Source organism: Veronia nyctiphanis (assembly GCF_004116385.1).
GTDB lineage: Bacteria > Pseudomonadota > Gammaproteobacteria > Enterobacterales > Vibrionaceae > Veronia > Veronia nyctiphanis.
This window is the reverse complement of sequence record NZ_PEIB01000003.1, coordinates 105,894-119,558: the sequence shown is the minus strand read 5'-3', so window position 1 is coordinate 119,558 and position 13,665 is coordinate 105,894. Positions and strand designations below refer to the sequence as shown.

Genomic DNA, 13,665 nt, shown 5'->3' with positions numbered 1-13,665 from the left:
TAAATCTTGTGTCATGTTGTTCGCTGATACAGCAGACGAAATGGCTACGCTAAGAGCAAGTGCAGACCATTTTATTCTTTGGTTTTGCATGTGTAGATTCCTTTCGTATTTAAAACTGACAAGAGCATAGTGATTTACATGTGTATATTTATTTAGTCAAACGCGAACATGCAATAGAACCAAAGGATATATTTAAGACCATCTACTCATAATCAAAACCTGATCATTACCTAATGTTATCGATTACAAATAGTGACTTAATAACATTGATCGTTATTTTGATAGTGGAAATTAGATATTGACTTCGCCAGTTGATGAAAAGGTTTGAATTTTAAAAAAATCGATTGTGTCTATTTTAATAGTCAACAAGTTAGACATCAGCCGCAGTTTTTAAACTGACATCTTTCCATAACATAAATGACATCTATTCTCATTAGCCTACGCCGCTGACTAACCAATCACTAAGGGAATATTGATGTTTTCACTCTCACGCGCGGCAATTTTGCTATCTGTTGCCTTCTCGTCTTCCTCCTTTGCCGACACCGATGTGTACTTAACAAATAATTCAGGAGAAACGCTGTTTATTGATGTCAGTCATTTCGGTACAGACATCTTGCAAAAAGGGGATGAATGGTTACAACACGAAGTCGAAGTACCACCCTGGACGACACGTGAAGTTCTTAGCTTTAACAGATGGCAAGGCGTAAAAGCAGGAAAGACATACAATTTTGAAACGTTGGTAAGTAACCAATCAGGAGACACAATCAAGCTGCACCAGCAAATGCGAGGTAGCTGGCATAACTCGTCAATAAAGCACAGCGTATCAGCTGATGACAAAGGGTTAAGCTGGAAAGATGACCGCAATATTCACCGTGTTAGTAGCGATACGTTTGGTGATAAGCGCGTTGAACTGGCTTACAAAGCTGACTTCACATGGCGCTATGACGACTTGCATTACACCGTTACACCGACATCTCAGGACAATGCCCCTACCCCGACTCCTGAAGCTCTTTCATTAATGACCTATAACATCTGGGCATTACCGGCAGTTGCGTCGAATATCTCAGAAAGATTTCAACTTTTGCCTGAATACCTGAAAGGTTACGACGTTATCGCGCTTCAAGAAGTCTTTGCGGGTGGTCGTGACAGCTTTCTTCGTGATTTGGCCACAGAATACCCATACCAGACAAAAATGCTGAATGCACCGGGTGCGAATGTGCATGATGGTGGTGTGACAATAGTGAGTCGCTACCCGATCGTTAATCAGGCTCAGTTTGTCTACCCTGATTGCAGTGGCACGGACTGCTTTGCTGACAAAGGGATAAATTATGCTGAAGTCATCAAAAACGGTGAGGCTTATCATGTCTTTGCTACGCATGCCGCCTCGTTTGACACCGATGCTGCCCGTGAGAACCGTCAACGCCAATTCAAGCAAATGCGTGCAATGGCAAAATCACTGAACATCCCTACAAACGAAACAGTGATTTACAGCGGCGACCTGAATGTCAACAAACTCAAGTTTGAAGGCGACTACAAGCAAATGCTGAGTAACCTAAATGCTTCTGAGCCGACTTACACCGGTTATACCAGCGGAACATTCGACCCACGCATCAACAACTACGCAGGCGCTGCGTTTTCAGGTGGCTCACATATCGAATATTTAGACTACATTCTGCTCGATAATGACTATGGTCAGAATCAACAGATTTTTAACCGCGTCGATGTGCCAAGAACGACAGATTCATCAGTCTGGGGAGACTGGAACTTATCCGATCACCAGCCAGTTGTCTCAGTTGTCGGTAACTAGAGGGTGGTGAGATTTATCATTACGGGCGGCCTGTTGGCCGCTCTTACTCTGAGTGGTTACCTAGTCATTTCGCATCATGATGTTGAAAGAAACACGAATCAGTTCCCCAAGACACAGGCGGACGATGGCATGGGCGATAAAGACGGTTACCAAACGCCAGCAATCGATAACCAAGTCCGGCAAAGCATTCCATTTAAGGCCTCGTTTCCCAGAACAATCAAAGAGGCCGACAACGAATCGCATCCACTGTCATCTGCCGAAGGTAAGGCTTTGTTAGCGTTGCTTAAAGATTTCTGGTTCCAGTGTGAGCTACGAGAAGACTGTGAACAAAGTCTGAACGCATTGGAAATCGAAATAGATCCATCACTATTTGTTCTTGTCGGCCAATATCCCTACCTTTCTACACAATGGAAAAAGCAGCAAGCAGAACTTGTCGTCAATAGTTCGGATGATTTGGCGTCTAAAGTAAATGCATTTAAAGACGCTGCTGCTATTGCTTGGGGAGAATATGCCGAGCGCATACTAGCCGATCAATATGCCTATCTCGATTATCAACTGGAGAGTGATAGGCTTCGCAATGAGCTGGCTATGTCACCCGACACTTTGGTTACTAATATTATTTCGCACGTGGATAAATGGCAGGCAAAAGAGAAAAATAACACAGCATCAAACGGCGTCATCAAATATGAAAAGGCTGAAGCCCTGATACCGGAATCACTCACTGATCGCGAGCAGGAGACATTTCGTTCGGAGTTAGCCAACCATTATCTAACACCCGCTCAACGATATGATATTCACCAGGATAATCAACGCAGACAACAGCAAACCATTATTGTTGAAGATTACCAGACTCAGCTAGCTCGACTTAAGGCTCAATTGAATACGGCACGCTTATCTCAATACGCTCACCTGAGTGACGATGAGTGGCAGGCATATTACCAAGACAAAATCCGTCAATTCCGACAGCAGTTCTTTGGATAATCCCACCCAGCCTAATCTTATATGTCAGGCCAATCGGCATAACCCTTTTGGCCAGCATTTATTCATCTTGCATATTTGTCGATTCAACGCTGAATGTGTCACTTCATGAGTTTTACACTGCTGAAACGATATCTTCCCATTAGTCTTTCCCCATCGAACAAAAGCAAGCAGCACTGAAGCTGCTCTCGCATTAGAAATGAACGGAGTCATCCATGCAAAGTAAGTTTTTGCGTAACAAAAAAAACATCAACGTCAGAACATCAGGCTTTTTCACGGCAAAGGGTTTCACTTTATCACTTGCAGCACTTGGTATGTTTGCTGCGAGTTCTTCGCTTGCCAGCGAAGTGGCAATACACACTTTAATGGTTGAAAATGTCAGCATATACCAGCCTCATCTGGGTTCATTCTCAACGCCAAGCAGAATGTATATTGATGATGGAAAAATCGTCAAGGTCACAACGATGACAGATAAGCCAATGGCCGTCGAAGAGGTTTATGACGCAGAAGGCCAGTATGCACTGCCGGGTCTCATTGATCTTCATGTGCATTTGTCAGCATCAGGAAGTAACTACGATAACTACATTCATGTCCCAGTACAGTCACACCTCAACAGTGCGCTTTACTATGGTGTAACGGGGGTTACAGACCTTCTTATGTCAACGCAAATGGTGAAGCAAATCCATACGCTCGAAGGCAAGGAACCCGATGTCTTCTTATCTGGCCCGGCGTTTACCAACCCAGGCGGACATGGCACTCAGTTTGGACCTCAAGGTGCCTATGAGGTGGTTACCAAAGCCGATGTTGAAGCGAATTGGTCAATGCATCTGTCGATGAAACCATCGGTTACGAAAGCAATTATTGAGGACTTTGGCGGCAGTCGCCCAAGCATTACAGATGAAGCGCTGACGGAAATAGGTAAACGCTCTAAAGAAGCGGGGTTACCGCTATTTATTCATGTCAGCACGCTGGAAGACGGCAAACGTGCAATAAAAGCCGGAGCAGATGCACTTGCGCATGGCATTAATCAAGAAGAAATAGACGAAGAATTCATTCGTCTTATGTTGGAAAACAATGTCACCTATATTCCGACTCTGAGTGTTTACCACAACCCAGGCGACGAAGCAGAGTCAGGTCTTGTCAGCAACATGGACTTAGCTCCCGTTCATCAGGATATCACTGATTGCCTGTTTAAAAATGTAAGCAAGCCTTCTGGGTGGCAAGCTGCAAGCTGGGAAAAAAAATCGGTCGCTAAAAAGAATGTAGCCTTGCTGGCAGAAGCTGGCGTCAAGATTGGTGCAGGCTCAGATGCAGGAAACCCTTTCACTTTGCATGGCGCGGGCTTAATCGGGGAGATTGTGTCTCTCAGTAAAGCGGGATTGAGTAATCCTGAAGCGCTAAACGCTGCCACCCTTATTGCAGCAAAAACACTGGGTGAAGCCAGCCAACGTGGTGAACTTATCAAAGGTGCGGCAGCAAGTTTCACCCTATTAGACACCAATCCAATTGAAAATATAGAAAGCATCAAGACGCCATCTCGGATTTACCACAAAGGATCATGGGTGAACCGACAAGCCCTTGTAACGTCGAATCAGGCTAAAAAAGCATTCGGTACAAAGTGTGTCAGTCAAGAAGAAGCGTTGTCCGCAAGAATCTTTGACAAAGAAAAAGACGCGGATTGGGTGACGCTCAATGACAGCATGTTTGGCGGCACATCGACAACAGCGCAAACGAAAGACAAAGGCTCTCTGGTTCTCAACTCTACCTTAGCGGGTGGCGGTCAGTTTGGCGCGTTTACCGGCTCACAAATGCTGTTTGATTCACTAAGTGATGCCACCCATTTTGAGGGCATCAGCATTACGTATAAAAGCTCACATCCGGTATTTCTCTCTTTATATATGGATGAAGTAAAGGACTGGAACTACCACAACACCATGCTTAACGAATCGGACAGCCATGTGACGGTGACGATTCCTTTCACGAAGTTAACTCAAATGAGCTTTGGCCAAAAAATCGTTTGGTCCGGCAAAAACTTAAAAGGTCTCAGCCTACTGTGGCGAAACGCGCCAGGGGGTAAAGCTGTGGATGACATCATAACCGCAGAGATTGAAAGCATCAGCTTCTACTAATGCGTTAACCAAATTGAACCCTCATAAATAATATCGACAAGTCTGCTGAAAAGCAGGCTTTAGGAGGTCTATTATGCACTTATCGCCAGCCCAATTCACGATGGCATCCTTCGCTTCACTCAGCACTTACCTTCTCATAAGACACTTATTTTCAACGCCTTTTCTCGGAGCAGATCTCCTTATCGTAATGCCTTTAACCCTTTGCTTATTAGTTGGGTGTATTGTCATAGCAACAAACGTAGACGAGTTGTAGTGGTGAGCCTGATAAACGATTTTAAACATCCCATATTTCTCCAATCATTCGTTGCATTGTTAGGCATCGATATCGCCTATACTTTCCTTTTGGTTATGCAAGGGCTGACTGAGTTGAACGCTGCAGGGATTCTTGCATCATTTCAATGGTTTATCTTCTTCTATTTGATGCCATCTTGGGTGAGCCTGCTCGTTGTTTTTCGCTTGCGTCGATACGGAATAAGCGCTCCTTTTAAAGAGTGGTTAGTCACTGTGTCAGCATTCACAACGGGAAACCAGTTGTTGTCATGGGTTTTCGAGTTTGGCTGGCAGATCCCCGGTGGATTGAACATGGGGCTGTTTGTCATCACCAATGGCTTGGTCTGGGGCACCAGTGCATACGGAATAGTCTCATTCATTGAGTACCGTAAAAAGGCTGCTGCAGAAAAACAAGCAGCACAAAAAGCTCAGTTACAAGCGTTGAGGTATCAGCTAAATCCACACTTTATGTTCAACAGCCTCAACACGATTTCCGCTTATATTTATCAAGACCCAATGCTTGCAGATGAAGCCGTGCACAAATTGGCCGATGTCCTAAGGTATTCCCTCAATAATGGCGAAAAAGAAAAAGTATCTCTTAACGAGGAGTTAACCCTGATAGAGAACTACTTGGCGATTGAACAAGCTCGCTTTGGTGAACGTCTGATAGTTAACTATGAGATTGCGCAAGATGCCCGTGGTTGCCAGATCCCTCCCTTCCTGCTTCAGCCGATTGTTGAAAATAGCTTCAAGCAATGTGCAGCACAGGAAATGCTGGAGATATCGATAAAGGCATGGATCTCGGGTGGGAAACTCAACATCAACATCTCCGATAACGGCCTGGGTTTTACTGATGAAACACTGACCTTCAGCCACAAAAACGGTATCGGAATGCACAACCTCAAGCGTCGCATTGAGATGCAGCCCGGCGGACGGGTATCGCTTTCCAGTAAAAATGGCGCAATCGTAAACATCGCTATGCAGGTATAACATGATTTCAATTGTCATTGCGGAAGATGAAAAACCCGCTCTTGAAAAACTAAAAGGCCAGTTATCCGTGCTGAGCGGCATCAAACTTGTCGGGGAAGCCACCAACGGTAAGGAAGCTATTGAAATGATCAATCAGCTAAAACCGGACCTAGCATTGTTAGACATCCAAATGCCGCTGATCAACGGCATGGACGTACTGGCGCTACTTGAACATCAACCCAAAATAATTTTCACCACGGCCTATTCAGATCATGCCGTTGATGCATTTTCACAGAATGCGGTCGACTACCTTCTCAAGCCTTACCCGCTATCGCGGCTAAAAGCAGCTATCGAGAAAGTTTCGGGTACAGCAGATGCTCAACCTCAATCGATAGAAAAGGCTCAGCCTGCATTACCTCTGCCACCCCGGAGGCTGGTTAGCAAAGCCGGAGAAAGGATGACTCTCCTCGACCCGGCTGATGTTGACTACATCAAAGCTGAACAAGGCGTCACATTTGCTTGCCTTGAAAGTAGCGAAAAACCCCTGAGTGATTCGCTCGATCAACTTGAACGAAAACTTGATGCTAACCAGTTCGTGAGAATTCACCGCAGTTATCTCGTCAATATCGACAAAATAAAAGAAGTGCAGCGTTGGTTTAACGGAAAGTTGATGGTCATCTTAAACGACAACAGCAGTACAGAACTTTCGACAAGCCGAAGCGGCGCTGAAAAACTAAAGGCAACTCTCGACACTTGATAGTTTTTTATTATTTATTTCAGATACTTATACAAATGACACATTGACTGTCATACGACATGGAGAGGACTGTCATCATTGAGGCGTGGTTTAGCAACGTCGAACGAGGTTTAGTTTGTTTCAACGTCACTACAAACGAGCTTGGAGCAAATTATGGAATACTCAGACAGCACTGCCTTACCTAGCGATTCGGTCAAAGGGCTCTGGTATCAATACTGCTTAGAGAACCTAGATGTTCGCGTTTTTCATAGTCACACATCGGGCAATCAAACCGTGTATGTCAATGGAAAATTGATGAGTAAGAAAGGTGCATGCCGACTCCTGACATTACATCGCTTTTCATTTAAAAGCACAGATATCCGGATAGAATTTAAAGTCAACCTCATGAATCTCACTTATCACTGTAAATTATTTATAGATGACGAGTACGTAGATGAAGAAATAAAAACCACGACATTATCGGTGTTAGGCTTTGAAATAAAAGGCTGGAAAGCTATCACATGGTTCTTTTTCTGCGGATTAATCGGTGGATTTATAGGTAGCTACTTTCTTGTGCCATTTCTTGAGGGCATTCTGTAGCGATGGAAATATGTGCCGAGAAAATAAAGCACCTTCGATCTTCGAAAGCATGGACGCAACAGCACCTTGCAGAGGCCTGTGGCTTAAGCCTGAGAACAATTCAACGTGTTGAGAACCAGGGAGTAGCATCAAAGGAAACGGCTCTAAGTCTCAGTGCCGTTTTTGAAACCAACATTGAAAGCATCGTGCCGACACGAGATAAAAAATCCGTAAAAGGCACTACTGACATCTCTTTAAATGTAGCGCTCGTGATATTTCTACTGGGTGCCATCACTGGAATATCAATCACTTTGATACTGATTACATTCTAAACCAACGGGTCTGAATCAATCAGGCCCAAAGTGCATATCAGGGTTAGCTTATTGCATACTCTCAGCACAGTAAGACAAAATCTTAATCCGGGATCACCAATAGAATATCGAATCTAGACATTTGCCTGAAAGCGAAAATGTCAGTTTCAAAAATAAAAAATTCATATAAAAATAGTCCGCATAAATACCCATTAGTAATTTTTTGTTTACTATCTGTTCGGCATGTTCTATGCTCCCGTTATCTGAGCAACAACCACCAAATCATTCCTTCTTTATAATTTAAATGGACGTATGGAAAGTACTTTACCCACCAGCCGCACTGACTGGCTTATTTATTTCAGGCGAGCGAAGACTATTGACACTTTGGACCTGATGTTGGACGGCGCCTTGAAAAAGCTAAATACGCCTAGAGAACAAGCAGATGCGATCTTAGCCCATGAAACACGTATGGACGAAATAGAACGTAGTTAATTGTCGTGATAAAGCGAAGTATCATTTCGATCATAATGTACCGTATTTATAAATGGTGCATTATGTAAACGGCATAATAGCATCTAAAAAACTAAAATGACTTAATCTTAAATTAGTACATAAGCTGTAAAAACCCTCTATTATCAAGATATCTAGCAATCAAATGCTCTATCCAACGCATGCCGTCATCGATATTTATTTCATGATTAGTTTTCAACTTCTTTACCGAACTAATATTTAATTTAAATTCAATAGAAAATAAATAAAAAAATATTATGTCACTCCCTTCTTTGATCATGTCTTTTCGATTTATTTACAATACAGTTGATGTGTTGACTTTACCTAATCCAGGTCGACTTTATCCATAACATAACTACCAATATGTCAGATGAGCTAATGTGCACAAGCCTGAGTGAAGGAGTATGTATAATTTTTAAATATATATTTCTGATAGAGGTTTAACATCAATTTTTGCAACCAAATGAATAACACTTAAATGCATAATTATTCGTATCGCAATTGAGCTATTTAATTTTGAATGAAGAGAATATGATAGGCACTAGAAAAGTAAGTAAAGGAAGTGAAAATAAATGACAGAAAAAATTGGTGCCGCAGCTTTAATCGTTGAAGGTGGTGCAATGCGTGGCGTTTTTTCATGTGGAATTCTCGATCATTTTCTCCATCAGGAATTTTCGCCCTTTGACAGCTTTTGGGGTGTGTCGGCTGGCGCAAACAATCTGGCCGCATATTTAGCGAATATGCCCGGAAGAAACGCAAAAATTTATCTTGATTACAGCCTACGAAGAGAATTTATTTCCGTACGAAAGTTTATCCGTGGTGGACACGGTATTGATCTTGACTGGATGTGGGATATTACGGACAGTGAACTGGGTATAGATAAGAAACAGTTGGAGACAGAAAAACGCCCTTTTTTCCTTGGTGTCACAAGAAAAGATACGGGTAAAGCTGAATACCTAACTCCCGCCGTAGACAGTCTGCTTAAGACAATGAAAGCAAGCAGTGCAGTACCTATTCTATATAGAAATGGAGTGACGCTTGAAAAAGGGCATGGGTATGTTGACGGCGGCGTTTCAGATGCCATTCCAGTAGCAGAAGCCATCAAACGTGGCGCATCAAAAATCATGGTATTACGCAGTCGTCCAGATAGCTACCGAAAATCAAGAGGAAAACTTGATTGCATTATGAAACCTATGCTCAACAAAACACCCGCTCTTATCGAACCAATGATGACACGCTATATCCGATATAATCAGGCCATTGATCTAATCAAAAGTCCACCAAATGGAGTGCAAATTCTGCAGATTTGTCCCCCTGATGCATTCAAATTAACCCGCTTGAGCACGTCAACCGAACAACTCAAAAAAGCTTATCAGCTCGGACTCGATGCAGGTAAGACGGCTATTACTAAATGGAATCAGTTACTTACCACTATGTGAGCTAAATTTCGCTTATGGTGTCCTCGTGACAACGCTCTCTACTTTGTAATGCTGATATTTTCAGTGAACACTCAATAAAAGAAGGCTGATAGAAGCATAAACGGAGATGTTAATTTGCCAAAGTAACATGTCATAAACAATGGATGCTTCTCCTGTACGCATTAAAATTGTGCTTCTCCGCCTTGTTAACCGAATATAGCAGGCATATATTCTACAAAAAAGATATTTAACTGTTGCATGATCTCATTAATTACAACTCAGTTATTTTTATCATTTTTGATAGATGACCCGATACTCTAATCATTGAGGCTAAACAACGTGAAACAACTTAGTGCAAAATAAAATTCTGTAGGGAACTATTTTATTACAAGGACAGTTCCGTCCAAAAATAAATAATTTTAAGATAAACTGGACATTTTAATGTGTGTAACACTCTCACTTATCAGACTGATTTAAATTGACCACATCTCTTTTAACAATACGGAAGTGATTTACACCTAACCGTATTCTCTTTTTACAATAACACTATTACTTTTTAAATAACAAACCTCACATATAATTAAAATCAAGCATTATTGTTCGATTTTCACCCTGTAGATGAAGTTAAAAACCACATATCAATAAATCTATGAGATATTTATCCAGATATATTTTTGAACAACTTTAAATAAAAAATTTGCATCTCTGCATCGTATTAGGCATAAAAATTGTATGTCCTCTTTCGTCTAGCTTATAAATAGACATCTTTTTATTTTCTTATTTGTTAATAAATGGACATAAAATGAATAATAGATTTAAAGCGCTTGCCTTCGTCAGTATATTGGTCAACGTACAAACGATACATGCTACAGAGGAGCTGCCTTGTGAGGACTGCCTGCCTCGATTAGGCGCTGATACGCATTCAGTTACCGTATCAGGGCTTTCATCTGGTGGTGCCATGGCTGTTCAGTATGGTGTGGCTTTTTCAGCTTCTGTAAAGGGCATTGGTGTCATTGCAGGGGTACCTTATTCTTGCGTTAAGCCCTACTCTACCGAACTGGGATGGTATTTCAGTATTAATGGCCAAATTCAGCAAGCTAATAACTGCATGAATGAAAAAGCCAACGTTAGTGACCTCCATGAAATCACACTCAGTAATGCTAAAGCAGGCAAGATAGATAGCACACGCCACATTGCAGAACAGAAGGTTTGGCTATTCAGCGGAACCGAGGACAAGAAAGTCAAACGTCAGGTTATGGACTCCCTCTTTGAATACTATCAAGAGCTTGGAGTCAAAGAGAGCAATCTGGCTTATGAGTATAATCAACCCGCTGGCCATGGATTCGTTTCATTTATCAAGGACAATACCAACTCATGCGATGAGACAGATCGACCCTTCGTCAATCATTGTGCCGATGACTTCGATACTGCTAAAGAAATTTTTGCTCATCTGTATGGGTCTCTCAATATGAGAGCCTCGCAGGAAAACACGTCAAATCGATTGTTCAAATTCGATCAAAAGCCATTTTTCGACACTTACCCATACATGGCCGACGAAGGTTTTATCTATGTACCTAAGGGATGCGCAGAAAAAGCAGGATGTAGGCTTCATATTGCTTTTCATGGTTGTAAACAAAGCGCAGATCAATTCTTGCAGAGCGGCTCACCTAAGGACAGCTATCCCAGACTGACAGGATACAATGAATGGGCAGAAGCAAATGACATTGTTGTTCTCTATCCCCAAGCAAAAATTAGCTACGTGAGCCTAAACCCTCATAGTTGTTGGGATTGGTGGGGATACACTGATGCTGATTTCACTTTAAAATCAGGTCGCCAGCTCAAGGCTGTCAACAACATGGTTTCACACTTAACGGCAAAGAAAACGCTTCAATTTTGATCTGCTTTATTATGGGCAATTGCACGTTGAAGATTTTGACGTGCAATTGGTCGCCCGCCCTCTATCCTGCAAATAATCAAAACCAGTGGCACTCATATCTTCCTGTATTTTCAAAGTGATAAATTACGCGATTCTGGATAGTTAGCCTAAACCGTTCCAATCTAAGCTTTTAATTATTTATCCTAGCTCTGTCTACTCAATCAAAAAGGTAAACCAAAGAAGCAAAAAACGCCGGGAAAACCCAGCGTTTTAGAAAAGAATTGGAATATTGAGAGTCTATTTAGGGATATTAAAGAATGTACCGCCCTTACATGTAAACGTATAAAATTTCTCTCTTTCTAAAAATTTCTCAAAGCCTTTGCCTTCACAATATGTGGCGTTAAGGTCAGTAGAGATATTTAATCGGCCGTCAACAACACGCTGATCAGGGTTTGGCATTGATTCTGCAGTCTCAAGACCTGAGCAGCCTGCTATTACTACCGCAGTGGTTAGCGCCAAAATGACTTTTTTCATTGGTATCTCCCAATTATAATACGTAGTTGGAGCCGTCTTTACAGGACAACTTTATGTCGCCGTCTTTATCAGACTCCAAGTTTCTAATCCCCATGCTTGAGCAATAAACCTTGTCTAGCTCAGTAACGCGTTCAATACCCACGCCTCCACGAAGTATATAAGAACTCCCATCGTGGCACATCACCCTAAATCCATCTTGTGTTTGTGAAAAGGCTTTCGCGCTATCGCTTTGACAGAGCTTAATAGCAGCTTCAATCCTCGCATCAACGGGGTCTGGTGATGAAGAACAGCCAGACAATGCAAGAATAGCAGCCAGAGACATCAGTACATTTTTCATTATATTAGCCCTGTCTCAATTTGATGATATACAGAAGTTTCTGCACTTTCATTATGGCATTGAACACTATCATACGATTAATAAAACCGCATCCAATTGAGCTCAAAATCAGCCTTAAATTTTAAATAGTGCGAGATTGTCTAACATACGCTCTGGTTTTGATGAGACTGTAATCGGTGTGTACCCATAATCACTAATTGTTTTTAAAATCAGTGCAGCAACAGAGACATTGAGCTGCTGAGCTTCAGCTTGCAACTCTTCAACCATAATACTATTTAGCAAATTATCGTAGTCTGATGGCAGCTCGTCAGGATCATCTTCAAGATGTCCATCTAGCAGGGCTGAATAGGTAAGAATTTCGGGGTTAAATGCTGATTGGTGGAGCACATCATTCAGCTTTTCATTGAGCAGTATCTGAGGGGCGAAGTCTCGATCGTAGTTTGGGCTGATCAGACTATAACGGTATTGAGCAAACTTGAAAGGCACGAGATCTTTCTCATTAATCAGGTTCTCAAGTTCGATTACCCGTTCTGCGGAATAGTTTGATATCCCTAACTGCCCTACAACCCCCTGTTTGACCAAGTTTGACAACGCCATCCAACTTTCTTCCAGCGACGTGCTTTTATCATCGACATGTGCATACAACACATCGATAAAGTCTGTTCTCAAACGATTTAAGCATCCATCAACAGACGCATTAATGTTGCTGGCGGAGAGACCATCAAGGTGTTGATATGTCAGTCCATCAAGAGGAAGCGCACCAATTTTGGTCATAATCTCAATATTGTCTCTTCCACGCTCAGTCTGCCACTCACCAATCAATGACTCGCTCTCACCACCATGGCCCTCTGGGTGCCAGCAAGCATAGTTATTTGCAGTATCAACACGTCGGCCTCCTGCCTCAACAAATGTGTCAAGTAATCGGAAGCTGGACTCTTTGTCTTGAAATGTATCGAATTTGGCAGTTCCAAGCACTATCGGCAACATTGAACGCTCCTTGCTGAGGTTATCTTTAACAAGCCCATTTCTGACATAGATTAAAGCTAGTCGTCAGGGGCTCGAATACAAACTTGGGCATATTCAGGATAAGTGTTCAAGCTTACATTGTCCGGCGGAGGTTAATGCTGATTTTACCGACGCATACGACATCAGGCGCTAAAATATAGGCCTTATGAGTTTTTTGAGGGTGTTGAAGAGATATGGCCAAGCCT

At 42.3% G+C, this 13,665-nt stretch carries 12 protein-coding genes; 9 read left to right on the top strand and 3 right to left on the bottom strand.

What is annotated here, in order from left to right:
* Positions 1-475 precede the first annotated feature (475 nt).
* The 9 genes from CS022_RS04160 (at position 476) to CS022_RS04115 (ending at position 11,604) form a co-directional block, all read left to right on the top strand.
* Positions 476-1,807, top strand: a complete 1,332-nt coding sequence (locus CS022_RS04160) for a sphingomyelin phosphodiesterase (RefSeq protein ID WP_129121229.1) — start codon at positions 476-478, stop codon at positions 1,805-1,807.
* Between the two features lie 3 nt (positions 1,808-1,810).
* On the top strand, positions 1,811-2,788 hold the full coding sequence (locus tag CS022_RS04155) for a hypothetical protein (protein WP_145964502.1): 978 nt from the start codon (positions 1,811-1,813) through the stop codon (positions 2,786-2,788).
* Positions 2,789-3,000: 212 nt separating this feature from the next.
* Complete coding sequence (locus CS022_RS04150) at positions 3,001-4,914, top strand: amidohydrolase family protein (RefSeq protein WP_129121227.1); 1,914 nt, start codon at positions 3,001-3,003, stop codon at positions 4,912-4,914.
* Between the two features lie 255 nt (positions 4,915-5,169).
* The gene (locus tag CS022_RS04145; protein ID WP_129121226.1) at positions 5,170-6,174 is read left to right on the top strand and encodes a sensor histidine kinase; all 1,005 of its coding nucleotides are present in this window, start codon (positions 5,170-5,172) and stop codon (positions 6,172-6,174) included.
* A gap of 1 nt (position 6,175) precedes the next feature.
* Positions 6,176-6,910: a LytR/AlgR family response regulator transcription factor gene (locus tag CS022_RS04140; protein WP_129121225.1), complete on the top strand. Its 735-nt coding sequence runs from the start codon at positions 6,176-6,178 to the stop codon at positions 6,908-6,910.
* Between the two features lie 153 nt (positions 6,911-7,063).
* On the top strand, positions 7,064-7,489 hold the full coding sequence (locus CS022_RS04135; RefSeq protein ID WP_129121224.1) for a hypothetical protein: 426 nt from the start codon (positions 7,064-7,066) through the stop codon (positions 7,487-7,489).
* 2 nt (positions 7,490-7,491) lie between these two features.
* Positions 7,492-7,800 carry a helix-turn-helix transcriptional regulator gene (locus CS022_RS04130; protein ID WP_129121223.1) on the top strand — a complete coding sequence of 103 codons (309 nt, stop codon included), beginning with the start codon at positions 7,492-7,494 and terminating at the stop codon, positions 7,798-7,800.
* 1,061 nt (positions 7,801-8,861) lie between these two features.
* Positions 8,862-9,728, top strand: coding sequence for a patatin-like phospholipase family protein (locus tag CS022_RS04120; RefSeq protein ID WP_129121221.1), 867 nt, complete (start codon positions 8,862-8,864; stop codon positions 9,726-9,728).
* Between the two features lie 781 nt (positions 9,729-10,509).
* Positions 10,510-11,604 carry an extracellular catalytic domain type 2 short-chain-length polyhydroxyalkanoate depolymerase gene (locus tag CS022_RS04115; RefSeq protein WP_129121220.1) on the top strand — a complete coding sequence of 365 codons (1,095 nt, stop codon included), beginning with the start codon at positions 10,510-10,512 and terminating at the stop codon, positions 11,602-11,604.
* A gap of 276 nt (positions 11,605-11,880) precedes the next feature.
* Here CS022_RS04115 and CS022_RS04110 read toward each other — a convergent pair whose 3' ends face one another.
* The 3 genes from CS022_RS04110 to CS022_RS04100 all read right to left on the bottom strand — a co-directional run bounded on the left by CS022_RS04110 (position 11,881) and on the right by CS022_RS04100 (position 13,441).
* Positions 11,881-12,117, bottom strand: coding sequence for a putative periplasmic lipoprotein (locus tag CS022_RS04110; protein ID WP_129121219.1), 237 nt, complete (start codon positions 12,115-12,117; stop codon positions 11,881-11,883).
* Positions 12,118-12,130: 13 nt separating this feature from the next.
* Positions 12,131-12,454 (bottom strand): hypothetical protein, encoded by a 324-nt coding sequence (locus tag CS022_RS04105; RefSeq protein WP_129121218.1) that lies wholly within the window; start codon positions 12,452-12,454, stop codon positions 12,131-12,133.
* A gap of 114 nt (positions 12,455-12,568) precedes the next feature.
* Complete coding sequence (locus CS022_RS04100; RefSeq protein ID WP_129121217.1) at positions 12,569-13,441, bottom strand: aldo/keto reductase; 873 nt, start codon at positions 13,439-13,441, stop codon at positions 12,569-12,571.
* Positions 13,442-13,665 lie beyond the last annotated feature (224 nt).

Coding starts and splice junctions, on each gene's coding strand:
- CS022_RS04160 (WP_129121229.1), top strand. CDS start 476: ATGTTTTCACTCTCACGCGCGGCAATTTTGCTATCTGTTGCCTTCTCG.
- CS022_RS04150 (WP_129121227.1), top strand. CDS start 3,001: ATGCAAAGTAAGTTTTTGCGTAACAAAAAAAACATCAACGTCAGAACA.
- CS022_RS04140 (WP_129121225.1), top strand. CDS start 6,176: ATGATTTCAATTGTCATTGCGGAAGATGAAAAACCCGCTCTTGAAAAA.
- CS022_RS04135 (WP_129121224.1), top strand. CDS start 7,064: ATGGAATACTCAGACAGCACTGCCTTACCTAGCGATTCGGTCAAAGGG.
- CS022_RS04130 (WP_129121223.1), top strand. CDS start 7,492: ATGGAAATATGTGCCGAGAAAATAAAGCACCTTCGATCTTCGAAAGCA.
- CS022_RS04120 (WP_129121221.1), top strand. CDS start 8,862: ATGACAGAAAAAATTGGTGCCGCAGCTTTAATCGTTGAAGGTGGTGCA.
- CS022_RS04115 (WP_129121220.1), top strand. CDS start 10,510: ATGAATAATAGATTTAAAGCGCTTGCCTTCGTCAGTATATTGGTCAAC.
- CS022_RS04110 (WP_129121219.1), bottom strand. CDS start 12,117: ATGAAAAAAGTCATTTTGGCGCTAACCACTGCGGTAGTAATAGCAGGC.
- CS022_RS04105 (WP_129121218.1), bottom strand. CDS start 12,454: ATGAAAAATGTACTGATGTCTCTGGCTGCTATTCTTGCATTGTCTGGC.
- CS022_RS04100 (WP_129121217.1), bottom strand. CDS start 13,441: ATGTTGCCGATAGTGCTTGGAACTGCCAAATTCGATACATTTCAAGAC.